Raw genomic sequence first — 22,574 nt, forward strand, 5'->3', positions numbered from 1 at the left:
GAAAAATCAGAGCACTTTCGCCCGGATAAACAGACGCTTTGAATCGAAAAACCTTTCGAGGTTCCGGCCCTGGAACCCCGGGTGATACTTTACAGACAAGTGGCAAGCACCCGCGCGAGCTTCTGCGCACGCGGATCCATCAAGACGTACGGTCCAAGAGTATTTGTCACAAAACCAAACGCGACATCGTGCTCCGGGTCAGCAAAGCCGATCGAACCGCCCGCCCCGGGATGACCAAACGCCCGTGGGCCGAGGCCGTAGGTGGCGTTGGGCACGTCCGGTTGATCGAGCATACAGCCCAGACCAAAACGGGTGCGGGTCAACAGCGTCTTGTCTTCGCCCAGGCTGTGTTCGCGGGTCAGCTCTTGCAGCATGTCACTTTCGAGCAGGCTGCCATCAAGCAGCCCCGCGTAGAACCCGGCCAGACTGCGCGCATTGCCGTGGCCATTAGCCGCCGGTTGCTGCATCCGGCGCCATTCCGGTTTGTTGGTGCTGGTGAGTACCGACGGCGGATTGGTGAAAGCGCGAGTGGTCATCGCGGTGGGTTCACGCATCGTCGTTTGCAGCAGACGCTGAGCAGCGGCGTCGCCAGCGTTACCCTTACCGCGAGCGATATGCGCCACACGATAAAACTCTTCATCCGCCAGACCGACATGGAAATCCAGACCCAATGGCTTGGCGACACGAGCGACGATCGATTCACCCGGCCCACGACCGTCGGCGCTGCGGAGCAATTCGCCGACCAGCCAACCGTACGTGATCGCGGCGTAACCGTGACCGGTGCCCGGCGTCCACCACGGCGCTTCAGCCGCAAGGGCGTCAACCATGGTTTGCCATTCATAAAGCGCTTCGGGCGCGAGCAGTTCGCGCAGGGCCGGCAGGCCCGCCTGATGACAAAGCAATTGGCGCAGCGTGACGGACTCTTTGCCGGCGGCGGCGAATTCCGGCCAGTAGCGCGCAACCGGCACATCCAGTTGCAGTTTGCCTTCGGCAACCAGTTGCAACGCGGTGACGGCAGTGAAGGTTTTGGTGCAGGAGAACAGGTTGGCGATGGTGTCGCTGTGCCAGGCCTCGGCGCCATCCTTATCGGACGTACCGGACCAGAGATCGACGACGGTTTCTCCGCCGACCTGAATACACAAGGCTGCGCCGCGTTCCTGGGGATCGTCGAACAGTGCGGCGAAAGCCTCGCGCACCGCTTCGAATTGAAGCTCGTAATGTCCCTGAATCTGCACCCGCAACTCCCCCGCGAAAACGCTCTACAAAGTGGCCCGCATTGTTCCAGCCCTTGAGGGATTTGGGAACAGCTGTGGGCTGGGTGGTCATTTCCAGGCGAGATCAAAAGATCGCAGCCTGCGGCAGCTCCTACAGGGAACGTAATCCCATGCAGCTGCGATCCTCGCTATCTAAAACTCAGTGGCCATTCCCAGAATGCCCGCCCGAGTGTCCAGCCCCCGGCCCTTTACCCGCCTCACCCTTGCGACCGCCTTCAGCCTCATGAACCGCCGCAGCCGCCGGTTTCCCGGCCTCTTTGCCCATCTGATCGACAGCCTGCAAATTGCCCTTGCGCACCGCGTCGACAAATCCCTGATACGGCAGATCCGTCACACCGACCAGACCGAAATGCCCGTTCTCGCCGTCCAGCAAACGCCCGGTCACTGGTTGATCGAGAAACTGGAACCAGTGAACGCCGACAATCGACGGCTCGTTCAGCGCTTGTTTGAGGAAATTGGCGTACGCCGCGCCGCGATCCTCTTCCTTGGCCAGTTGCGTCACGCCGCCCCAGAACGGGCCGCGATCGGTCGAGCCAAAGTTGAACTCGGTGATCAATACCGGCTTGTCCAAAGCGCCCAGCGCGGCAAAGTCATAACCGTCCTGCGGCTTGAGGGTGTACATGTTGAAACTCAACACATCGCAATACTGCGCGCACGACGCCACTGCTTCCGGGGTAGTGACTGCGAAACGGCCGCCGAGCAGCAATTGATTCGGGGCGTGCCATTTCAGCGAGTCGGAGATGGTCTTGAAATAAGTGTCAGCGAAGACTTTCTGGAAGTATTTGAAATCGGCTTCGATTTCCGGATGCTCAGGGTTCGGCACGGGCGGCACGAAACCCGGATCTTCCATCAATTCCCACGCCGGCAGATCGATGCCCCATGCCTTCGACAGCCCTGCCTGATTGCGGTACTTGTCGCGCAACTGCTTGAGGAACGCGCGTTTGGCCGGTACGTCGGTGGTCATTTTCAACGTGCCGTAAGCCAGCGCGTAACGCGATTGCGCATCGTCGCCGGGACCGGCCCACGCCAGTTCGTTGTCGGCGAAGTAGCCGATCAGCCACGGATCGTCGCGATGATCGCGGGCAGCGATGGCCACGGCACGCTCGGTCGCCATGGCAAAACGCGGGTCGAACGGATCGGGCATCGCGCCCCACCAGTCGTTGCCAGTGCTGATGCTGGTGTAATCGCCGACAATCGACAGCGGCAATGTGTACGGCACGCGCTCGGCATCGACCACAGCATCTGCACTCCAGTTGCCGAGGGTGTTGAAACCCCAGGCTTGCAGACGATCGAGGGTATGACTGGCCCACTTCTGCTCGTCGATCGTGGCAGTGCACGGCGCGTTAGCGGGCGGTTGGGCAGTTGGCGCAACCGATTCCGCTTTGGCCGCCTCAGCGACGCCAGCCTTGGGTTGCTCAGACGTGGCAATCGGCTCTGCGGCATTGACGGCGGTTTCCTCAACCGCGCCAGCCTTGGCCGCTTCGGCCACACCGGCCTTGGCGTCGCTGTCGGGTTTGCACGGTTCGCCATTCAAGCGTTGCAGGTTGGCGCCGTAGAAATCGTACCAGCGCCCGCTGCCATAACCTCGGCCCTGATCGGCGCCGTTGCCGCCACGGTTATCGCCTTCGCCGAAATGGATGGCGAGGGGTTCGCCGGGTTTGGGCAGGGATTCGAACATCCACTCGCGACCGGCCACGTAGGTCTGATTGACCTCGGGGCTGACGGTGTTGACGCCGAGGGAGTAGAACGGATGCCCTTCAGGCGTCACCAGGTACCAGCGGCCGTCACGTTTTTCGGTGCGGAAGAAACCGCTGGCCTTGAACGCAGGACCTTTGCTCCAGCCACCGAACTTGTCCAGTGAGGACTTTTCACGCTCGGCGAGCCAGGTTTTCAGCTGTTGCTGTTCCTTGGCGGCGGCGGATTTGAGTTGTTCGTCGCTGGTGACTTTTTCTGGCCATTTGCTGCGGGTCGATTGACCGTAAGCGTCGACCAGATTGCCGTACACCGCTTGCGTGATCCCCTCGCCGTCCTGCACGCCAAAGCGCTCGAGCAGCAGGCTCTGGGCAACTTTCGGCTGATCCATCGACAGGCTCACCGATACCACTTGGCTGCGATCAATCTCACCGCTGCTGCTGGCCAGCAGAATGCGCTGGCCATCTATGGTCGTCGGCATCGGTGGGCCGGCCTTCATGCCCTGGCTCAGTGGCGAACTTGCCACCAACGGCACCAGCAAGGTTTGCGCCGGGCCCGCCGGCAGATCGACGCGACTGGTCAGCGTCTGGCCGTTGTTGCTTTGAATCTGCACGTAGACCGTCACGGCCCAGTTCATCGCGCTCTGAATGCGCAGGCTCATCATCCCGGACTGCGACCAGTCCCAGGCGCCGGTTTGCGGGGTCAGACGCAACGTCGGACGCGCCGCGGCGTTGAACGTCACCCGGCGCAGCACTTCACCTTCAGCGGTTTGCTCGGCGTTGGCTTGCGGCAGGTCGGCGTTTTCCGTGGCGATCTTCACCACGTCGGCGGGACGGACAAAGTTGAACAACGTCTGCTGGCCAGCAGGCGCCGCCAGCAACGGAGCAGCAAAGATCAAGGCAAATACGGCAGGCAACGAACGGCGGATCATAAGAACGAAGTTCTCCCTAACGACCAAATGGCCAATGGAAAAGCGATGGCAGAGAGATAGACAACGCGGCGGGCAAAACTGCCCACCGATGTCTCAGGATATTTCACGACGGAAAGGAGGCAACGCATTGAGGATCGCCTTGCCGTAGCGCTGGGTGACCAGCCGCCGATCGAGCAAGGTGATGGTGCCGCGGTCTTCTTCGGTACGCAGCAGACGACCGCAGGCCTGAACCAGTTTCAGCGAGGCATCGGGCACCGAGATTTCCATGAACGGATTGCCGCCCCGGGCTTCGATCCACTCCGCCAGTGCCGCCTCGACCGGATCGTCCGGCACCGAGAACGGGATCTTGGCGATCACCACGTGCTCGCAATAGGCACCGGGCAAGTCGACGCCCTCGGCAAAACTGGCCAGACCGAACAGCACGCTGGAATCGCCGCCATCGACCCGCGCCTTGTGCTTGTTCAGGGTTTCCTGTTTCGACAGGTTGCCTTGAATGAACACTTGCTTGCGCCAGTCACGGTCGAGACCGTCGAACACGTCCTGCATCTGTTTGCGCGAAGAAAACAGCACCAGCGTGCCCCGTGAGCCTTCGACCAGGTCCGGCAAATCACGGATGATCGCCGCTGTGTGGGCGGGAGCGTCGCGTGGATCGGCCTTCAGGTCCGGCACGCGCAATACGCCGGCATCGGCGTGATGGAACGGGCTCGGCACCACGGCGGTGACGGCTTTCTTCGGCAGACCGGCGCGCATGCGGAAGCGGTCGAACGTGCCGAGTGCGGTCAGGGTTGCCGAGGTGACCAGGCAACCATAGGCGACATTCCACAGACTGCGGCGCAAGGTTTCAGCGGCGAGAATCGGGCTGGCGTTGACCTCGATATCAAACAGCGAACCGCTTTCGGCCAAGGTCAGCCAACGCGCCATGGGCGGGCTGTCTTCCGGGTCTTCGGCGGTGAACGCGGTCCACAGTTCCCAATTGCCGGACGCCCGCGACAACAGGCTGCCGAACAGTGGATACCATTCTTCGGCCTGATTGCTGGCGATGCCGATGTTGACCTCGCCATCCATGCCTTCCTTGAGCAGGTCGGTCAGGCGCGTGAACAGGTCATTGAGACGGGAGAAGCCTTTTTTCAGCTCGATGCCCATTTCACGCATGTGCTCGGGAATGACCCCGGCGACAAAGCGATGGCGCGGCCGCTCACGGCCTTCGACGTCTTCGCCGGGTTTGAAATCGGCAACTTGCTCGCAGGCGCTGAACATGAACTGCTGCTGGGCCTTGATCTCACGCGCCAGCTCCGGCACTTGCTCGATCAGCTTGCCAAGATCGCCCGGCAGTGGGTGTTGGGCCAACAGTTTGGTGAGGTTCTTGGCGGTGGTTTCCAGCCAGTCGGCGGTGGAACGCAGGCGCGTGTAATGGGCGAAATGGCCGATAGCCTTGTCCGGCAGGTGATGGCCTTCGTCGAATACGTAGATGGTGTCGCGGGGGTCCGGCAGCACGGCGCCGCCGCCCAATGCCAGGTCAGCAAGGACCATGTCGTGGTTGGTGACGATGACATCGACTTTGCCCATACCTTCGCGCGCCTTGTAAAAGGCGCACTGGCCGAAATTCGGGCAATGGCGGTTGGTGCATTGGCTGTGATCGGTGGTCAGTCGCGCCCAATCGGCGTCTTCGAGGGCGGTCGACCAGCTGTCGCGGTCGCCGTCCCATTTATTGCCGGCGAGTTTCTCGATCATGCTGGTGAACAGCTTCTGACTGGCCTCATCGACCTCGATCTTGAAACCTTCCTCTTCGAACAGCTGCGCGGTGGCAGTTTGCGCGTGGCCTTCCTGCAACAGCATGTCGAGTTTGGACAGGCACATATAGCGGCCCCGGCCCTTGGCCAGCGCGAAGCTGAAATTCAGCCCGCTGTTGCGCATCAGGTCAGGCAAGTCCTTGTAGACGATCTGCTCTTGCAGGGCCACGGTCGCGGTGGCGATCACCAGGCGTTTGCCGGCAGCTTTCGCCGTCGGAATCGCCGCCAGGCTGTAGGCCACGGTTTTGCCGGTACCGGTGCCGGCTTCCACCGCGACAATCGCGGGGTCGCCACTGCGCCGGCCTTCGTCGTCGGTGTCGATATCCCCGAGGACTTTGGCGATTTCAGCGATCATCAGGCGCTGGCCGTAACGCGGCTTGAGGCTCTTGGCCTCTAGAAAACGCGAGTAGGCGCCCTGGATCGTGGTTTTGAGTTCAGTGCTGATCATGAATTGTCGGGCGCAAAAAACGCTGGATAAATTTTCAGTGGTTTCGGATGGCGGCTATCATACCCCGCTAATTAATCCCGCGCAGAACGGAGTGCCCCAATGACACCTTTTAGCCTCGTTTATCCCCTGCATGTACTGGCCGCTTTAGTCTGGGTCGGCGGCATGTTTTTCGCCTGGATGGTCTTGCGCCCCGCGGCTGTGAAGGCTCTGGACGGACCCAACCGACTGACCCTGTGGGTGGAAGTGTTTCAAGGTTTTTTCCGCTGGGTCTGGGTTGCGGTGATCGTTCTGCCGATCAGCGGCGTGGGTATGCTGCATCTGCAGCAAACCGGGTTTGAGACCGCGCCTAAATACGTGCAGGTGATGATCGGGTTGTACGTGGTGATGACCGCGCTGTTTATCCGCATTCAGGGGTTGATGCTGCCCGAGTTGCGTAAAGCGGTCGAGGCGAAGGACTGGCCGGCGGGTGCGGCGGTGCTGGGGCGGATTCGGCGGGTGGTGGGACTTAATCTGATTGTCGGATTGGTGCTGGTGGCGATTGCGGCGGCTCGGCCGATGATGTGACCTGCTCCACACTTTTTTGCACTGTGAACACTGTTGTGGCGAGGGGATTTATCCCCGATGGACTGCGCAGCAGTCCCGCTTTTAGATTGAAAAGCAGGGGCCGCTTCGCGGCCCATCGGGGATAAATCCCCTCACCACAAATTGAATCTCGGTGTTCTTTAGAGGCGTTGCACAGTCACAGCACCCGCCGCCCCCACAGGCCCCGGCTGACCATCAGCCCCAGCCTTGCCGCTCTTGCCGCCATCGGCGCGGTACACGACACAGCCCTTGGACTTGCCACCCTTCCCCGCCTTGCCGCCAACACCCGCCGGGCCACCGGCGCCGCCAGCCACATTGACCTTGATCAGCTCGACCGGAAACTCGCGCGGCACTTCAAGACGCACCAGCGCACCCGGTGCACCTGGCTGACCGTCGCTGCCGTCACTGCCATCGGCACCGTGCCCGGCCGAGCCATAGGTGCAGCCCGGATCTTCACCATTGCCGCCATCGAGCCCGACAAACCCCGGCGCGCCCGTGCCACCGCGCGCATCGACTTGCAGCTGCGGTGCGTTCAATGCCTTGAATTGCAGGTTCAGATTGCGCCCTGCGCGGGCGGCTTTTTCATAAGTGCCCGGGGCACCGCGAGCGGTGATCCGGCTGCCTTCGCTCAGTTCTGCGCGATTGACTTTCATATCCAGCGCCTGCTCACCCGGCACGATAGCGATCCGCGCTTCATGGCCGAGGCGCAACTCACCGACACTCAGTTCAGTCACATTGGCGGGAATCAGCAAGGTGCCGTAATCGGCCACTTCCAGTTTTTCCAGTTGCAAGGTGCCGGCGGTGTTGGGCAGGCGCATCAGGGAATTGGTTTCGACACTGACCACCTGGGCACAGGCCAAGGGGCTGATAAATGCAGCGAGCAGACAAAGTTTACGCATGGGAAGAAGCCTCCGGAGCGGCCGGGGCCGGGATGGTTTGCAGGTGGAATACGCCGAACAACAGGATGCGGCCACGATCACGCCAAGGGTGCGGGCGCCCCTTGAGACTGCGATTGCACAGCAGCATTTCGAGCACATGGATCAGCAACAGCAGACCGCCGGCCAGATTGACCAACAGGTGCAGCGGATGTACGAACGGCACCAACTGATTGGCCAGTACCACGCAGCAGAACAGCAGGGTCAATAATCGCCCCAGCCCCCAGAACACTTTCATACGCTCCCCCGTGTTGCGAATTATTCTTTGGGCGCACAGTAACGGCTTCTGCGGGGGATAAGCCAGAGGCAAAAATGAAAAATCATTACGCAGCCGCCAAATGGCTGCCGGATCGACGCTGATCGCCGTCCGGCAGCTCTAGCTTGCGGACTACAGACCCATCCTAACGATTGATATGTAACTCCACGCGACGGTTTTGCGCGCGCCCTTCGTCCGTTGCATTGTCAGCCACTGGCTCACCCTCGCCACGCCCTTCACTGGTGAGTTTGTTCGGTGAAAGCCCCTGACTCAGCAGGTAAGCCGCCACACTGCTGGCGCGCCGTTCCGACAATGCCTGGTTATAGGCATCGGAGCCTTTACTGTCGGTATGTCCGATCACCTTGATGCTCACCACGTCGGCGTTGCGCAGTTTGTCCATCAGCGTATCGAGCTGGGCTGTCGCTGCCGGCGTCAGGTCGGACTTGTCGAATGCAAACAACACGTCGCCGGCATCGCTCAAGGTGACGACTTCGGTTTGCGGCGCCGGTTCGACCGGTTTTTCAACGACCGGATATTGCGGCAGCGGGCAACCACGGTGATCGACCGGTGTGTTGGCCGGGGTATCAGGGCAACGGTCACGACGGTCGAATACGCCGTCTTCGTCTTCATCGCCGTCCTGGGCATAACAGATCAGTCCGCCGGTTAAAATCCCCAGTGCTGCGCCGCCACCGGCCCAGCCAGCGCTTTCAATAGCGCCGAGTCCGCCACCGACCAGCCCGCCAATAAGGCTGCAGATCGGCCACGTACGTTGATTGAGGGGTGCAGTGCCATCGCTGTGCGTGGCGCAACCGGTGAGCAAACTGCCAAGCAGCAGCACCGGCAAGACGGACCTTGAGAAAACAGTCATTGTGAAAGCTCCTGTGTCACCGGCCCATACCGGTTACACAGGAGTAAAGACCCGCATCCGCGACTGCACAAGCCGCGGATGCAAGAGGACTAGCGGTTGATTTTGATTTCAGTACGACGGTTCTGTGCACGACCGTCAGCGGTTTTGTTATCCGCAACTGGCTGGCTTTCACCGGCACCGGTCACCGAAACGAAGCTGCCTTGCGGTATGCCGCTCTCGACCAGGTACTTGACCACTGAATGCGCGCGACGGTCCGACAGTTTCTGGTTATAGGCATCGCTGCCCACGCTGTCGGTGTGACCGGTGACGGTCAGCTGAGCTGTCGAGGATTCCTGTTTCAGGCGCGTGGCGACCTTGTCGAGCACCATTTTGTCAGCGCCGGTCAGCGTGGCTTTGTCGAACTGGAAGTGAACATCGCGGATGACGATGGTTTCTTCCTTGACCACTACCGCTTCTTCAACCACCGGCTCAGGGACGGGTGGAGGGCAACCGTTAGCATCGACCTGCACGCCTTTCGGGGTGCCCGGGCACTTGTCGCGGCTGTCTGGCACGCCATCGCCATCTTCGTCGCCATCTCCATGAACCCAGCAATACGCCGCCGCCGTACCACCAACAATCAGCGCGCCGTAGCCCGCCCACGCCGAACTCTCGGTCGCGCCGAGGCCGGCACCGATGACACCTCCGACCCCCGCACAGGTCGGCCAGTCGGTTTTCTGCAAACCTGCGCAACCAGTCAACACACTGGTTAGCAGAACCAAGGGTAATGCTGTCCGAACTATGCTCATCTAGTTTTCTCCTGAGGGATCGGCTTAAAACCGATTCAGGGAGTAAAGACCGGAGTTTTAATCTCCGCCAGCGATAGGCCACTGCTGTTTGCGATAGTGTTCACAGGACTTTGGCGCTTTTGCTGGAAACCTTGCGAGACAGGGCTCTTTGCCGCCGCAGTCAGGCAGGCTAGTCTTGGCGGTCTGATTGAGGAGCTTCGATGAACGCCGTCATTTCTTCCCGCACGCCCCAACAGGCGTTAGCCGCTTTGCTGGATCGCTATGCCCCGGCGCGTCTGCTGCTGATCGGCGCCAGTGAGTTCCCGGCATTGGCCGCTTTTAAAGCAGCCCATCCGGACACCTGCGTGGCCCATGCCGCCCCCGGCGCCTTGCCTGCTGAACTGGCGGCGCGGCGTTTCGATCTGGCCCTTGTCGTTGATTGTCTGGAACATTTGCCCAAGCGCGACGGCCTGAATCTGTTGGGTGGCATTCGTAATCTCAACGCCAGTCGCATTGCGGTGCTGGCGGATCTGTCGGCCAGTGGCTGGCAGGAAACTGATTTCTATTCGCTGGCGCTGCAAGCCAGCGAACGTTTTGCCCGCGATGAGCAGGTTCTGACCCTGTTCACCTATGACCTGCTTGACTACAAACAAGTCCCCGACTGGCTCAACTCACGGTTCTGGGCCAATCCGGAAAACTTCGGGAAATACTGGTGGTAATGCGATGAGTACAGCCATTTGCCCTTGCGGCAGCGGCAACCTGCTGGATGCCTGCTGCGGTCATTATCACGAAGGCCTCCCGGCCCCGTGCGCCGAAGCCTTGATGCGCTCGCGCTACAGCGCCTACGTGCTGGGGCTGATCGACTATCTGGTGGCCACCACCCTTCCCGCCCAGCAGGCGGGGCTGGATCGACAATCGATCAGCGCCTGGAGCGCGCAAAGCACCTGGTTGGGCCTTGACGTCGAAAGCTCGGAAGTCTTCGGCGGCCAGCCGGAACATGCTTTTGTCACCTTCACCGCGCGCTGGCACGACAGCCAGGGCGAACACAGCCACCGCGAACGCTCTTCATTTGTGCAAAATGCCGGGCGTTGGTATTTCATCGACCCCACGGTGCAGTTGAAACTGGGGCGCAACGACAGTTGCCCGTGCGCCAGCGGGCAGAAGTTCAAGAAATGCTGTGCGGGGTATTTTGGCGCTTGATTTGAAAGATCAAAAGATCGCAGCCTGCGGCAGCTCCTACAGGGTGAAATGCAATCCCATGTAGGAGCTGCCGCAGGCTGCGATCTTTTAGGGCTAGACTGAGCAACAAAAGGAGCTACTCCATGTTTGCTCAACGACGCGCGTTGCAATCCCTCGCCTTTTTCCTGTTTCTCGGGCTCGGCGGCTGCGTCTCATGGTTCGCCGACGATACCCGCGACCCTGCCGTGCATCTGGTGAAAGTAGAAGTGGTACGCGCCAAACTTCTCGAGCAAAAGTTCATCCTGCACTTTCGCGTCGACAATCCCAACGACAGCGACCTGACCGTGCGCGGTCTGGAATACCGTATTCATCTGGCTGACATGTTGCTGACTGAAGGCGAGCACGAGCACTGGTTTACCGTCGGCCCCAAACACAGCGCGTACTTCAAAGTGCCGATCCGAACCAACCTGTGGCCGAAGGTAAAGGACGTGGTGAAAATGCTGAAAAACTCGAAGCAGCAGATTCCCTATCGATTGCAGGGGGAAATGGAAACCGGTTTATTCATCGCTCACTACGTGCACCTTGAGCGCAATGGCGTAATAATCCCCGCCGATTTAATTCCGGAGCAACACCGATGACCCAACAACCTCATGTCCATGGCCCTGATTGCAACCACGATCATGATCATGACCATCACCACGATCACGATCACGGCCATGTCCACGGTCCGAACTGCGGCCACGCCCACCAGGAACCGGTGCGCAACGCCCTGAAAGACGTCGGCCGCAACGACCCTTGCCCATGCGGCAACGGCAAGAAATTCAAGAAGTGCCACGGGGCGTGATGATCTGGGCGAAGAGCTTCTTCGCCTGATCAACCGCCATCGCTAGCAGGCTAGCTCCCACAGTTGATCGAATTTATCCAGATGGCATGCGATCAACTGTAGGAGCTGCGGCACGCTGCGATCTTTTGACCTTGATGGTAAAAAAACCGGATCAAAAGATCGCAGCCTCGTTGCACTCGAATGCTCCTACAGGGCTGCGTGTCGAGTAAACCGCAGCAGCCTGCTCGCGATAACGGCGTCAGCCGGCCGCCAGAATCTGCGCAACGCTAATCACCGTCGCATACTCCCCATGCAAATTCCCCAGCGACATCCCATGCACCTCTTCAGCTGAACGCGGTGTGCCGAAATAATCGGCCTTGTCGAAGGTGAAGCACGCATCCTCCGCCACCCACGCCTCAAACCCCAGGTTTCCCGCCGTGCGCGCCGTGGATTCCACCGAGTTGTTGGTCGCGACGCCCACGATGATCAACTGCCCGATCCCCGCCTCACGCAACCGCGCTTGCAGTCCAGTGGCGCAAAAGGCGTCCGGCACTCGCTTTTGAATCAGCCATTCGCCGTCACCGGGCAAAAAACTTTGCTGAAACTCCACCCCTTCCTGCTCGGGCCAGAACACTGAATCCGGCGAGCGCGACAGGTGTTGCACATGAATCACCGGCCTTGCGCTATCCCGCCAGAACCCAAGCAGATCAAGAATGCGCTCTTCGGCCTGCGGATTATTGCGCCGCCCCAGACGCGGATGCAGGATGCCTTTTTGCTGGTCGATGATGATCAGTGCCGCGTTGGCCTGAAGTTCCATGGTGGTCTTCTCATAAGCGTCATTTGAGTTCCCGTACTTCAACATCCCAGCCTTCAACCAGGCAAGCCATGAAACGATCATCGATCAGCGGCAAGAAATAACCACTCGCCCCGCTTGCGCGGCATCCTCCTGCTCACTAACGTAGCGCCTTTACTGACGCTACCCCCCGCAGGAGCTTTGCCATGGCCTCGCCAGCCCTCACACATTTTCTTCCCCGGTTCGGCGTTGCCGCAGCAGTGGCCGGTGTTTTGAGCCTGACCGGTTGTCAGACCTGGAACGCTCAGGACACCCTCCCGCCCACCTCCGGCGTGCAACCGCTCAAGGGTCTGGCGCAGAACGTTTCAGTGCGCCGCAATGCCATGGGCATGCCGTTGATCGAAAGCAACAGCTTCCACGACGCGCTGTTCGCCCTCGGCTATGTCCACGCCAGCGACCGCATCAATCAGATGGTCACTCTGCGTCTGTTGGCTCAGGGCCGTCTCGCGGAGATGTCCGGCGCGTCGATGCTCGACGCCGACCGCTACATGCGCGCGGTCAATCTGAAGAAGAGCGCCGGTGAGCTGTACAAAGCCTCGTCACCGCGGTTCAAGCGCTTCTTCGAAGTTTATGCGCGGGGCGTCAACGCCTACCTGTTCCGCTATGCCGACAAGCTGCCGGGCGACCTCGCCTCCAGCGGCTACAAGCCTGAATACTGGAAACCGGAAGATTCAGCGCTGATTTTCGCCCTGCTGAACTTCAGCCAGTCGGCCAACCTGCCGGAAGAAATCGCTTCGCTGGTGCTGGCACAGACCGTCACCACCGACAAACTCGCGTGGCTGACCCCTTCGGCGCCCGACGAAAACCTGCCGCTGGGCGAAGCCGACAAGTTGCAAGGCCTCAAGCTCAACGGGCAGATCCCCGGCCTGAGCGAATTGAGCAGCGCCAGCCAGCAGCTGTCGACGTTGAACCTGCTGGGCGCCACGTCTTCGAACAACTGGGCCATCGCGCCGCAACGCAGCCGTAGCGGCAAAAGTCTTTTGGCCAGCGACAGTCATGGCCCATTGGCCGCGCCGTCGCTGTGGAGTTTCGTGCAGATCCGCGCGCCGAAATATCAGGCTGCCGGCGTGACCGTAGCCGGTCTGCCGATGGTGCTCGGTGGTTTCAACGGCAAAGTGGCGTGGAGCATGAGCAGCGTGCTCGGCGACAACCAGGATCTGTTCCTGGAAAAAATCCGTCGCCAGGGCAGCAGCCTGACCTACGAGGTCAATGGCAAATGGCAGCCACTGGGCGTGCGCAACGAAACCTACTTCGTCAAAGGCCAGCGGCCGATTCGTGAAGCGGTGTACGAAACCCGTCACGGCGCACTGCTCAACAGTGCCCAGGCTGCGGCGCAAGGCAACGGCTACGGCCTGGCCTTGCAGACACCAAGTTTCACTGACGACAAATCGCTGGATGCTTTTTTTGATCTGAGCCGTGCGCAGAACGTTGAACGCGCCTCGGACGCCAGCCGGGAAATCCGCGCTATCGCGTTGAATCTGGTGTTTGCCGATGCGAGCAACATCGGCTGGCAAGTCACCGGGCGTTTCCCCAATCGCCGTGAAGGCGAAGGCCTGCTGCCATCGCCGGGTTGGGAAGGTCGCTACGACTGGGACGGTTACGCCGACCCGATGCTGCACCCCTACGATCAGGACCCGGCGCAAGGCTGGCTCGGCACCGCCAACCAGCGCGTGATCCCGCATGGTTACGGCATGCAGTTGTCCAACTCCTGGGCTGCGCCGGAACGCGGCGAACGTCTGGCAGAACTGGCCGGCAGCGGCAAGCACGACAGTCGCAGCGTGATCGCCATGCAATACGACCAGAGCACAACATTCGCCGCCAAACTGAAGAAAGTCTTCGAAGCGCCAGGCATGAAGCAGCCGCTGAAACAGGCGATTGATGCCCTGCCGGAAGCCGATCGCAGCAAGGCGCGTGAGGCGTTTACGCGATTGATGGCGTTCGACGGCAAACTCAGCCCGACATCGGCCGATGCGGCGATCTATGAACTGTTCCTGCAAGAAAGCATGAAACAGATCTTCCTCGACGAACTCGGCCCCGAGTCGAGCCCGGCGTGGAAAGCGTTTATCGCCAACGGTGACTTGTCCTATGCGGCGCAGGCCGATCATTTGCTGGAGCGCGAGGACAGTCCGTTCTGGGATGACCTGCGCACGCCGCAAAAAGAAGACAAAGCCGTGATACTCGCCCGCAGCTTCGCGGCGGCGATCAACGCTGGCGACAGTCAGTTGGGCGGCGATCACAAAGCCTGGCAGTGGGGCAAATTGCACAGCTATGCGTGGAAGAACGCCAATGGCCAGACCGTTCGCGGGCCGCTGGCCGCGGGTGGTGATCACACGACTTTGAATACTTCGGCATTTGCGTGGGGCCAAGACTTTGCTACCACACGAGCGCCTTCGATGCGCTTCATCGTCGACTTCGGTCAGGCCGAACCATTGATGGGGCAGAACGGCACCGGGCAGTCGGGGAATCCGCTTAGCCCGAACTACCTCAATGGCATCGATCAGTGGTTGAAGGGGCAGTACATCGGATTGCCGATGCAGCCGCAGAACTTTGATCGGGTTTATGGGAAGGCGCGTCTGACCCTGACCCCGGGCAAGTAACGGAAAGATCAAGAGATCGCAGCCTTCGGCAGCTCCTGCACAGACAAATGTAGGAGCTGCCGAAGGCTGCGATCTTTTGATTTTCACCCCTGAAAATCCAATAGAACTTCCACCCTCGCACCAACCTCATAGCTAACAAGCCCCCCATTCTGGTAACGACATGGACCTTGTTATCGCGCGCCCGGAAGGTTTGTACTGTCCCGCCGGGGATTTCTATATCGACCCCTGGCGCCCTGTCGAGCGTTCGGTGATCACCCATGCCCACGGCGATCACGCCCGCACCGGCAACCAGCATTATCTAGCCAGCAGCGCCAGCGAAGGGATTCTGCGCGCGCGCCTGGGACAGGACATCAACCTGCAAACCCTCGCGTACGGCCAACGCCTGACACACCACGGCGTCACCTTGAGCTTTCACCCGGCCGGTCACGTGCTCGGCTCGGCGCAAGTGCGTCTGGAATACGGCGGTGAAGTCTGGGTCGCCTCAGGGGATTACAAGATCGAGCCGGACGGCACCTGCACGCCGTTCGAACCGGTGCGCTGCCACACCTTCATCACCGAATCGACCTTCGGTTTGCCGATCTATCGCTGGCAGCCGCAGGCGCAGGTGTTCGGCGAAATAAACGAATGGTGGAAAGCCAACATCGCCGCCGGCAAGGCCAGCGTGTTGTTCTGCTATTCCTTCGGCAAAGCCCAGCGAATCCTCCATGGCATCGACGAAAGCCTCGGGCCGATACTCAGCCACGGCGCCGTCGAACCGTTGAACCGGGTTTACCGCGACGCCGGCGTGTACCTGCCGCCGACGATCTACGCCGGTGATGTGAAAAAAAGCGACCCGATCATGCGCCAGGCCCTGGTCATCGCCCCGCCTTCAGCCGGTGGCAGCACCTGGATGAGGCGCTTCGGTGACTTCAGCGACGCGTTCGCCAGTGGCTGGATGCGCCTGCGCGGCACGCGGCGGCGGCGCGGGGTCGACCGCGGTTTCGTGCTGTCCGACCACGCCGACTGGCCCGGCCTGCTGTGGGCGATCAACCAGACCGGCGCCGAACGGGTGATGGTCACCCACGGCTCGATTGGCGTACTCGTGCGCCATCTGCGCGAGCAAGGTCTCGATGCCCAAGGCTTCAACACCGAATACGGCGATGACGAAGAAGAAAGCGCTGCCACACCGACCATTGCCGAGATACCCGCATGAAAGCCTTCGCCGAGTTGTACGCAGAACTCGACGCCACCACGTCCAGCAACGCCAAACTGGCAGCCATGCAGGCCTATTTCGCCCAGGCCGAACCGCAGGATGCGGCGTGGGCGGTGTACTTCTTGTCCGGCGGCCGGCCGCGGCAATTGGTGCCGGTGCGGATCCTGCGCGAGCTGGCGGTCGCGGTCTCCGGGCTGACGCCATGGCTGTTCGAGGAGAGCTATCAATCGGTCGGTGACCTTGCGGAAACCATTTCGCTGGTGCTGCCGGAAAACCCGCACAGCTCCGACGCCGGCCTCGCCGAATGGATCGAGGACAAATTATTACCCCTGCGCGGTGAAACCCCGGAGTTCCTGTCCCGGCAGTTGCCTGCGCTGTGGGCGCAACTGGATCGGGCGAGCCTGATGCTGTGCATAAAACTGATCACCGGCAGTTTCCGCGTTGGCGTGTCGAAACTGTTGGTGACCCGCGCACTGGCGTCGATGGCCGGGCTCGACAGCAAACGCGTGGCGCAGCGTCTGGTGGGTTACACCGATCTGTCCAATCGGCCGAACGCCGCCAGTTATCTCAAATTGATCGCCGCGGAATCTGCCGACGAGCATTCCCAGCGCGGCGGCCAGCCGTACCCGTTTTTCCTCGCGCATGCCTTGGCGCAACCCGTTGAGGAGTTCGAAGCGCTGATCGGCCCGGCGAGCAACTGGCAGGTGGAATGGAAGTGGGATGGCATTCGCGCGCAAGTGGTCAAGCGTGACGGCCGCTTGTGGGTATGGTCGCGCGGCGAAGAATTGGTGACCGAGCGCTTCCCCGAACTGGATGTGCTGGTGCACGGTTTGCCCGATGGCACGGTGATCGACGGCGAAATCGTGGTGTGGAAAAGCACCCGCCCGCACACCGAAGATGCCTTTGATCCGCAATCGACCGAGCCGCCCGCGGTGCAACCGTTCGCCCAGCTGCAACAGCGAATCGGGCGCAAGACCCTCGACAAGAAAATCCTCGAAGACATACCGGTGGTGGTGCTCGCTTACGACTTGCTGGAATGGCAAGGCGAAGACTGGCGCAATCAGCCGCAAGCCCGGCGCCGCGCGCAACTGGAAGATGTCATCGCCCGTTGCAACAGCCCGGTGCTGCTGCCCTCACCGGTACTGACCGGCACGGACTGGTTCGACCTCGCCCGTCAGCGCGAAGCCTCCCGGCGCCTGGGCGTCGAAGGCATGATGCTGAAGGCGCGCGATGCGATGTACGGCGTCGGTCGCACCAAGGACATGGGTGTGTGGTGGAAATGGAAGGTCGACCCCTTCAGCGTCGACGCGGTTTTGATTTATGCACAACGCGGTCATGGCCGCCGTGCCAGCCTGTACAGCGATTACACATTCGCCGTGTGGGACGGCCCGCCCGAGTCCAGTCAGCGCGCATTGGTGCCGTTCGCCAAGGCCTATTCAGGGCTGACGGATGCGGAAATGCGTCAGGTCGACAGCATCGTGCGCAAGACCACTGTGGAAAAATTCGGCCCGGTCAGCAGTGTGAAACCGAGCCTGGTATTTGAGCTGGGGTTCGAAGGCATCGCCCTCTCGCGCCGGCACAAGAGCGGAATCGCCGTGCGCTTCCCACGGATGCTGCGCTGGCGGCAGGACAAGACTGTGGACGAGGCGGATAGCCTGGCGACGTTGCAGGATCTGCTGGCCTGACCCCATATTCAACGACAGTTAAAGCCTACTATCCATTGCTTTATCTGGAGTGACAGCCATTTGTGGCGAGGGGATTTATCCCCGATCGGCTGCGCAGCAGTCGCAAAATCCGAGTATGCGGTCCGCTTGAGGGAATGCTGGGGCAGCTTCGCTGCCCATCGGGGATAAATCCCCTCACCACAAGTGCCCTCAATCTCTAGTCACGAACTGAAATGGTGCAGGGTTTTTACGCCGCCCATTTCCGTGCACCAATCCCCGCCTCTTCGATCAATCCCAACCTTTTAAAACACTTGTTCGGGACTCTGGTTCGGAAATTGCTACTTTCTATAGGTCGTACGCGTTCCAGTAACAATAATTCTGCGCCACAAGCGCTCATATTGGTTCTTAGGGATTGAATAATGAAAAAAGCATTGCTGACCCTTTCTGCACTGGCGTTGTGCATGGCCGCTGGCTCCGCGCTGGCCAAGGAATACAAAGAGCTGCGCTTTGGCGTTGACCCTTCGTACGCACCGTTTGAGTCGAAAGCGGCCGACGGCAGCCTGGTGGGCTTCGACATTGATCTGGGCAACGCGATCTGTGCCGAACTGAAGGTCAAGTGCAAGTGGGTCGAAAGTGACTTCGACGGCATGATTCCGGGCCTCAAGGCCAACAAATTCGACGGTGTGATCTCGTCGATGACCGTGACCCCGGCCCGCGAAAAAGTCATCGATTTCTCCAGCGAACTGTTCTCCGGCCCGACCGCTTACGTATTCAAGAAAGGTTCCGGCCTGAGCGAAGACGTTGCGTCCCTCAAGGGCAAAACCGTCGGCTACGAGCAAGGCACCATTCAGGAAGCCTACGCCAAAGCCGTGCTGGACAAGGCTGGCGTGAAGACTCAGGCCTATCAGAACCAGGACCAGGTTTACTCCGACCTGACTTCCGGTCGTCTCGATGCCGCGATTCAGGACATGCTGCAAGCCGAACTGGGCTTCCTGAAGTCGCCAAAAGGTGAAGGCTACGAAGTCAGCAAGCCAGTCGACAGCGAATTGCTGCCAGCCAAAACTGCTGTCGGTATTAAGAAAGGTAACACTGAGCTGAAAGCGCTTTTGGATAAAGGTATCAAAGCGTTACACGACGACGGCAAATACGCCGAGATTCAAAAGAAACACTTTGGCGATCTGAATCTGTACAGCGGCAAATAATGCCCCGGCGCCCATCCTCGATGGGCGCCTTTTCCATCCGCTCAGGTTGCTGATTTATGTTCGAAAACCTCTTACAAAATCTGGGGCTCTCCGCGTTCAGCCTTCAGGGTTTCGGCCCGTTGCTGTTGCAAGGCACCTGGATGACCATCAAATTATCGGCGATGTCGCTGCTGGTGGCCGTGTTGCTCGGCCTGCTCGGCGCCAGTGCCAAGCTGTCAAAAGTCAAACTGGTGCGTCTGCCCGCCCAGCTCTACACCACGCTGATCCGCGGGGTGCCGGACCTGGTGCTGATGCTGCTGATCTTCTACAGCCTGCAAACCTGGCTGACGTCGCTGACCGATTACATGGAATGGGAATACATCGAGATCGACCCGTTCAGCGCCGGCGTGCTGACCCTGGGCTTCATTTATGGCGCGTATTTCACCGAGACCTTTCGTGGTGCGATCCTCGCCGTACCGCGCGGGCAGGTTGAAGCCGCCACGGCGTATGGCCTCAAACGCGGCCAGCGCTTTCGCTTCGTGGTGTTCCCGCAAATGATGCGTTTTGCCCTGCCGGGCATCGGCAACAACTGGATGGTGATGCTCAAGGCCACGGCGCTGGTGTCGATCATCGGTCTGGCCGATCTGGTCAAAGCCGCGCAGGACGCCGGTAAAAGCACCTATCAACTGTTCTACTTCCTGGTCCTCGCCGCGTTGATCTATCTGCTGATCACCAGTGCCTCGAATTTCATCCTGCGCTGGCTCGAACGCCGTTATGCCGCCGGTTCCCGGGAGGCCGTACGATGATCGAACTCCTGCAGGAATACTGGAAAGCCTTCCTTTATACCGACGGCCAGAACATCACCGGGCTGGCGATGACGATGTGGCTGCTCAGTGCGTCGATCTTCATCGGTTTCATTGTGTCGATTCCGCTGTCGATCGCTCGGGTTTCCCCGCACTTCTATATCCGCTGGCCAGTGCAGTTCTACACCTACCTGTTTCGTGGCACGCCGCTCTACATTCAACTGCTGATTTGCTACACCGGCATCTACAGCCTCGCCGCCGTACGCGAACAGCCGATTCTCGACAGCTTCTTTCGCGATGCGATGAACTGCACGATCCTCGCGTTTGCCCTGAACACCTGCGCCTACACCACGGAGATTTTCGCCGGGTCGATCCGCAGCATGAACCACGGCGAAGTCGAAGCGGCCAAGGCCTACGGTCTGACCGGGTGGAAGCTGTATGCCTACGTGATCATGCCCTCGGCCCTACGCCGTTCGTTGCCTTACTACAGCAACGAAGTGATCCTGATGCTGCACTCGACCACCGTGGCCTTCACCGCGACCATCCCCGACATCCTGAAAGTCGCCCGGGACGCCAACTCGGCGACCTTCCTGACTTTTCAATCGTTCGGCATCGCCGCGTTGATTTACCTGACCATTACCTTTGCGCTGGTCGGCCTGTTTCGCCTCGCCGAACGCCGATGGCTGGCCTTCCTCGGGCCGACTCACTAAGCCCCGCTTTCAGGATTAAAGAGAAAGAACATGCGACACCAGATACATGACCTGCTGGCCCCGCTGCCGGGGACCGCACGACAGATTCACAGTTTCCACTTTGGCCCGGAACAGGCCAGAGGCAAGGTCTACATCCAGTCCTCGCTGCATGCCGATGAATTGCCCGGCATGCTCGTGGCCTGGCATCTCAAGCAGCGCCTGGCGGAACTGGAGGCGGCCGGCCGTCTGCGCAGCGAGATCGTGCTGGTACCGGTGGCCAACCCGATCGGCCTCGAACAAGTGCTGATGGACGTGCCACTGGGCCGCTACGAACTGGAGAGCGGGCAGAACTTCAATCGCTGGTTCGTCGACCTCAGCGAAGAAATCGGCAACGCCATCGAGGGCAAGCTGGGCGATGACCCGCAACGCAACCTCGAACTGATCCGCACCAGCCTGCGCCACGCCCTCGCCCGCCAGACCGCCAGCACACAACTGCAATCACAGCGCCTGACCCTGCAAAGGCTGGCCTGCGATGCCGACATGGTGCTGGACTTGCACTGCGATTTCGAATCGGTGGTTCACCTCTACACCACGCCTGAAGCGTGGCCGCAGGTCGAGCCGCTGGCGCGTTACATGGGGTCGCAGGCCAGTCTGTTGGCCACTGACTCCGGCGGACAGTCGTTCGATGAGTGTTTCACCCTGCTGTGGTGGCAACTGCGGGAACGTTTCGGCGAACAGTTCGAGATTCCGCTGGGCAGTTTTTCAGTGACCGTCGAGTTGCGCGGCCAGGGCGATGTCAATCACCCCATGGCCAGCCGCGACTGTCAGGCACTGATCGATTACCTGATCCAGTCCGATGCCATCGTCGGTGAGACAAAACCGCAGCCACCATTGCCGTACCCCGCCACGCCACTGGCCGGGGTGGAACCAGTGACCACGCCGGTCGGCGGCCTGCTGGTGTACACCGCCACGGCGGGGCAATACCTGGAGGCGGGCCAACAGATTGCCGAAATCATCGACCCGATCCACGATCGCATCACCCCCGTTCATTGCACCACTGCCGGCCTGATGTACGCCCGTTCGCTACGGCGCATGGCCACGGCCGGCATGGTGATCGCCCACGTCGCGGGCGCCGAAGCCTATCGCAGCGGCTACCTACTTTCGCCTTGAGGATGTCTGTCCCATGTACAAACTGACCGTTGAAGGCCTGCACAAAAGCTATGGCGACCATCAGGTGCTCAAAGGCGTCTCGCTCAAGGCCAGGACCGGCGACGTGATCAGCCTGATCGGCGCCAGCGGCTCGGGCAAAAGCACGTTTTTACGTTGCATCAACTTTCTCGAACAACCCAACGCCGGCGCCATGAGCCTTGATGACCAGGCCATCCGCATGGTCACCGACCATCACGGCATGCACGTCGCTGACGCAAATGAGCTGCAACGCCTGCGCACGCGACTGGCGATGGTGTTTCAGCACTTCAATCTGTGGAGCCACATGACCGTGCTGGAAAACATCACCATGGCCCCGCGCCGGGTGCTGGGTTGCAGCAAACAGGAAGCCGAGGATCGCGCGCGGCGCTATCTGGACAAGGTCGGCTTGCCGGCGCGCGTGGCGGATCAGTACCCGGCGTTTCTTTCCGGTGGCCAGCAACAGCGCGTGGCAATTGCCCGAGCGTTGGCGATGGAGCCGGAAGTCATGCTGTTCGACGAACCGACCTCGGCGCTCGATCCGGAGTTGGTGGGTGAAGTACTCAAGGTGATTCAGGGCCTGGCAGAAGAAGGCCGGACGATGATCATGGTGACGCACGAGATGAGTTTTGCCCGCAAGGTGTCCAGCCAGGTGTTGTTTCTGCATCAGGGATTGGTGGAAGAGGAAGGCGCCCCGGAAGACGTACTCGGCAATCCAAAAAGCGAACGCCTGAAGCAATTTCTTAGCGGCAACCTCAAATAACCCCCGTACCTACGGTATCCCCCCCGTAGGAGCTGCCGAAGGCTGCGATCTTTTGATCTTGTTTTTAAATATCAACATCAAAAGATCGCAGCCTTCGGCAGCTCC

At 60.4% G+C, this 22,574-nt stretch carries 21 protein-coding genes; 13 read left to right on the forward strand and 8 right to left on the reverse strand.

Annotated elements, in window-relative coordinates:
- Positions 1 to 89: 89 nt before the first annotated feature.
- The 3 genes from ICA16_RS15890 to dinG form a co-directional block, all read right to left on the reverse strand.
- Positions 90 to 1,235: a serine hydrolase domain-containing protein gene (locus ICA16_RS15890; RefSeq protein WP_210700992.1), complete on the reverse strand. Its 1,146-nt coding sequence runs from the start codon at positions 1,233 to 1,235 to the stop codon at positions 90 to 92.
- Positions 1,236 to 1,413: 178 nt separating this feature from the next.
- The gene (locus tag ICA16_RS15895) at positions 1,414 to 3,897 is read right to left on the reverse strand and encodes a beta-galactosidase (RefSeq protein ID WP_210700993.1); all 2,484 of its coding nucleotides are present in this window, start codon (positions 3,895 to 3,897) and stop codon (positions 1,414 to 1,416) included.
- 93 nt (positions 3,898 to 3,990) lie between these two features.
- The gene (gene dinG, locus ICA16_RS15900; RefSeq protein WP_042557969.1) at positions 3,991 to 6,135 is read right to left on the reverse strand and encodes an ATP-dependent DNA helicase DinG; all 2,145 of its coding nucleotides are present in this window, start codon (positions 6,133 to 6,135) and stop codon (positions 3,991 to 3,993) included.
- Positions 6,136 to 6,234: 99 nt separating this feature from the next.
- On the opposite strand from dinG, the gene ICA16_RS15905 reads away from it, so the two are divergent.
- Entirely contained in the window at positions 6,235 to 6,699 is a 465-nt protein-coding gene (locus tag ICA16_RS15905) for a CopD family protein (protein WP_210700994.1), read from the forward strand.
- A 158-nt stretch (positions 6,700 to 6,857) separates the two neighbouring features.
- Here ICA16_RS15905 and ICA16_RS15910 read toward each other — a convergent pair whose 3' ends face one another.
- From ICA16_RS15910 to ICA16_RS15925, 4 genes are all read right to left on the reverse strand, one after another.
- Positions 6,858 to 7,616, reverse strand: a complete 759-nt coding sequence (locus ICA16_RS15910) for a collagen-like protein (protein WP_210553827.1) — start codon at positions 7,614 to 7,616, stop codon at positions 6,858 to 6,860.
- On the reverse strand, positions 7,609 to 7,890 hold the full coding sequence (locus tag ICA16_RS15915; RefSeq protein ID WP_150618042.1) for a DUF1145 domain-containing protein: 282 nt from the start codon (positions 7,888 to 7,890) through the stop codon (positions 7,609 to 7,611). Before ICA16_RS15915 ends, ICA16_RS15910 begins: the two co-directional genes overlap by 8 nt.
- A gap of 163 nt (positions 7,891 to 8,053) precedes the next feature.
- Positions 8,054 to 8,776 (reverse strand): PA1041 family peptidoglycan-binding anchor lipoprotein, encoded by a 723-nt coding sequence (locus ICA16_RS15920; RefSeq protein ID WP_150618043.1) that lies wholly within the window; start codon positions 8,774 to 8,776, stop codon positions 8,054 to 8,056.
- An 89-nt stretch (positions 8,777 to 8,865) separates the two neighbouring features.
- Complete coding sequence (locus ICA16_RS15925) at positions 8,866 to 9,561, reverse strand: PA1041 family peptidoglycan-binding anchor lipoprotein (RefSeq protein WP_150618044.1); 696 nt, start codon at positions 9,559 to 9,561, stop codon at positions 8,866 to 8,868.
- Positions 9,562 to 9,761: 200 nt separating this feature from the next.
- Here ICA16_RS15925 and ICA16_RS15930 point away from each other — a divergent pair, with 200 nt between their 5' ends.
- The 4 genes from ICA16_RS15930 to ICA16_RS15945 all read left to right on the forward strand — a co-directional run bounded on the left by ICA16_RS15930 (position 9,762) and on the right by ICA16_RS15945 (position 11,563).
- On the forward strand, positions 9,762 to 10,259 hold the full coding sequence (locus tag ICA16_RS15930) for a DUF6231 family protein (RefSeq protein ID WP_150597365.1): 498 nt from the start codon (positions 9,762 to 9,764) through the stop codon (positions 10,257 to 10,259).
- Positions 10,260 to 10,263: 4 nt separating this feature from the next.
- The gene (locus tag ICA16_RS15935) at positions 10,264 to 10,740 is read left to right on the forward strand and encodes a YchJ family protein (protein ID WP_210700995.1); all 477 of its coding nucleotides are present in this window, start codon (positions 10,264 to 10,266) and stop codon (positions 10,738 to 10,740) included.
- A gap of 122 nt (positions 10,741 to 10,862) precedes the next feature.
- Positions 10,863 to 11,357: an LEA/WHy family protein gene (locus ICA16_RS15940; RefSeq protein WP_150618046.1), complete on the forward strand. Its 495-nt coding sequence runs from the start codon at positions 10,863 to 10,865 to the stop codon at positions 11,355 to 11,357.
- A complete protein-coding gene (locus tag ICA16_RS15945; RefSeq protein WP_008083915.1) occupies positions 11,354 to 11,563 on the forward strand; it encodes an SEC-C metal-binding domain-containing protein in 210 nt (69 codons plus the stop codon). The genes ICA16_RS15940 and ICA16_RS15945 overlap by 4 nt, the downstream gene beginning before the upstream one ends.
- Positions 11,564 to 11,801: 238 nt before the next feature.
- On the opposite strand, the gene ICA16_RS15950 is transcribed toward ICA16_RS15945, so the two are convergent.
- Positions 11,802 to 12,359: a cysteine hydrolase family protein gene (locus ICA16_RS15950; protein WP_210700996.1), complete on the reverse strand. Its 558-nt coding sequence runs from the start codon at positions 12,357 to 12,359 to the stop codon at positions 11,802 to 11,804.
- Between the two features lie 182 nt (positions 12,360 to 12,541).
- Between ICA16_RS15950 and ICA16_RS15955 the strand changes: the two genes are divergently transcribed.
- From ICA16_RS15955 to ICA16_RS15990, 8 genes are all read left to right on the forward strand, one after another.
- Positions 12,542 to 14,992 carry a penicillin acylase family protein gene (locus tag ICA16_RS15955; RefSeq protein WP_210700997.1) on the forward strand — a complete coding sequence of 817 codons (2,451 nt, stop codon included), beginning with the start codon at positions 12,542 to 12,544 and terminating at the stop codon, positions 14,990 to 14,992.
- 160 nt (positions 14,993 to 15,152) lie between these two features.
- Positions 15,153 to 16,184 (forward strand): ligase-associated DNA damage response exonuclease, encoded by a 1,032-nt coding sequence (locus ICA16_RS15960; protein ID WP_150618048.1) that lies wholly within the window; start codon positions 15,153 to 15,155, stop codon positions 16,182 to 16,184.
- Positions 16,181 to 17,869 (forward strand): ATP-dependent DNA ligase, encoded by a 1,689-nt coding sequence (locus ICA16_RS15965; protein ID WP_210553840.1) that lies wholly within the window; start codon positions 16,181 to 16,183, stop codon positions 17,867 to 17,869. The genes ICA16_RS15960 and ICA16_RS15965 overlap by 4 nt, the downstream gene beginning before the upstream one ends.
- A gap of 398 nt (positions 17,870 to 18,267) precedes the next feature.
- Complete coding sequence (locus ICA16_RS15970) at positions 18,268 to 19,050, forward strand: transporter substrate-binding domain-containing protein (RefSeq protein WP_042557957.1); 783 nt, start codon at positions 18,268 to 18,270, stop codon at positions 19,048 to 19,050.
- 56 nt (positions 19,051 to 19,106) lie between these two features.
- Positions 19,107 to 19,835, forward strand: a complete 729-nt coding sequence (locus tag ICA16_RS15975) for an ABC transporter permease (RefSeq protein ID WP_150604959.1) — start codon at positions 19,107 to 19,109, stop codon at positions 19,833 to 19,835.
- Positions 19,832 to 20,542, forward strand: coding sequence for an ABC transporter permease (locus ICA16_RS15980; RefSeq protein WP_047300003.1), 711 nt, complete (start codon positions 19,832 to 19,834; stop codon positions 20,540 to 20,542). The genes ICA16_RS15975 and ICA16_RS15980 overlap by 4 nt, the downstream gene beginning before the upstream one ends.
- 30 nt (positions 20,543 to 20,572) lie before the next feature.
- On the forward strand, positions 20,573 to 21,691 hold the full coding sequence (locus ICA16_RS15985; protein WP_210553841.1) for a succinylglutamate desuccinylase/aspartoacylase family protein: 1,119 nt from the start codon (positions 20,573 to 20,575) through the stop codon (positions 21,689 to 21,691).
- Positions 21,692 to 21,704: 13 nt separating this feature from the next.
- Complete coding sequence (locus ICA16_RS15990; protein ID WP_150604961.1) at positions 21,705 to 22,469, forward strand: ABC transporter ATP-binding protein; 765 nt, start codon at positions 21,705 to 21,707, stop codon at positions 22,467 to 22,469.
- The last annotated feature ends 105 nt before the right edge of the window (positions 22,470 to 22,574 follow it).

The sequence above is a fragment of the Pseudomonas anatoliensis genome, from assembly GCF_017976235.1.
Taxonomy (GTDB): domain Bacteria; phylum Pseudomonadota; class Gammaproteobacteria; order Pseudomonadales; family Pseudomonadaceae; genus Aquipseudomonas; species Aquipseudomonas anatoliensis.

Excerpts from the sequence above, each read along its gene's own strand:
- ICA16_RS15895 (WP_210700993.1), bottom strand. The coding sequence starts at position 3,897 with ATGATCCGCCGTTCGTTGCCTGCCGTATTTGCCTTGATCTTTGCTGCT.
- dinG (WP_042557969.1), bottom strand. The coding sequence starts at position 6,135 with ATGATCAGCACTGAACTCAAAACCACGATCCAGGGCGCCTACTCGCGT.
- ICA16_RS15905 (WP_210700994.1), top strand. The coding sequence starts at position 6,235 with ATGACACCTTTTAGCCTCGTTTATCCCCTGCATGTACTGGCCGCTTTA.
- ICA16_RS15910 (WP_210553827.1), bottom strand. The coding sequence starts at position 7,616 with ATGCGTAAACTTTGTCTGCTCGCTGCATTTATCAGCCCCTTGGCCTGT.
- ICA16_RS15915 (WP_150618042.1), bottom strand. The coding sequence starts at position 7,890 with ATGAAAGTGTTCTGGGGGCTGGGGCGATTATTGACCCTGCTGTTCTGC.
- ICA16_RS15920 (WP_150618043.1), bottom strand. The coding sequence starts at position 8,776 with ATGACTGTTTTCTCAAGGTCCGTCTTGCCGGTGCTGCTGCTTGGCAGT.
- ICA16_RS15925 (WP_150618044.1), bottom strand. The coding sequence starts at position 9,561 with ATGAGCATAGTTCGGACAGCATTACCCTTGGTTCTGCTAACCAGTGTG.
- ICA16_RS15930 (WP_150597365.1), top strand. The coding sequence starts at position 9,762 with ATGAACGCCGTCATTTCTTCCCGCACGCCCCAACAGGCGTTAGCCGCT.
- ICA16_RS15935 (WP_210700995.1), top strand. The coding sequence starts at position 10,264 with ATGAGTACAGCCATTTGCCCTTGCGGCAGCGGCAACCTGCTGGATGCC.
- ICA16_RS15940 (WP_150618046.1), top strand. The coding sequence starts at position 10,863 with ATGTTTGCTCAACGACGCGCGTTGCAATCCCTCGCCTTTTTCCTGTTT.
- ICA16_RS15945 (WP_008083915.1), top strand. The coding sequence starts at position 11,354 with ATGACCCAACAACCTCATGTCCATGGCCCTGATTGCAACCACGATCAT.
- ICA16_RS15950 (WP_210700996.1), bottom strand. The coding sequence starts at position 12,359 with ATGGAACTTCAGGCCAACGCGGCACTGATCATCATCGACCAGCAAAAA.
- ICA16_RS15955 (WP_210700997.1), top strand. The coding sequence starts at position 12,542 with ATGGCCTCGCCAGCCCTCACACATTTTCTTCCCCGGTTCGGCGTTGCC.
- ICA16_RS15960 (WP_150618048.1), top strand. The coding sequence starts at position 15,153 with ATGGACCTTGTTATCGCGCGCCCGGAAGGTTTGTACTGTCCCGCCGGG.
- ICA16_RS15965 (WP_210553840.1), top strand. The coding sequence starts at position 16,181 with ATGAAAGCCTTCGCCGAGTTGTACGCAGAACTCGACGCCACCACGTCC.
- ICA16_RS15970 (WP_042557957.1), top strand. The coding sequence starts at position 18,268 with ATGAAAAAAGCATTGCTGACCCTTTCTGCACTGGCGTTGTGCATGGCC.
- ICA16_RS15975 (WP_150604959.1), top strand. The coding sequence starts at position 19,107 with ATGTTCGAAAACCTCTTACAAAATCTGGGGCTCTCCGCGTTCAGCCTT.
- ICA16_RS15980 (WP_047300003.1), top strand. The coding sequence starts at position 19,832 with ATGATCGAACTCCTGCAGGAATACTGGAAAGCCTTCCTTTATACCGAC.
- ICA16_RS15985 (WP_210553841.1), top strand. The coding sequence starts at position 20,573 with ATGCGACACCAGATACATGACCTGCTGGCCCCGCTGCCGGGGACCGCA.
- ICA16_RS15990 (WP_150604961.1), top strand. The coding sequence starts at position 21,705 with ATGTACAAACTGACCGTTGAAGGCCTGCACAAAAGCTATGGCGACCAT.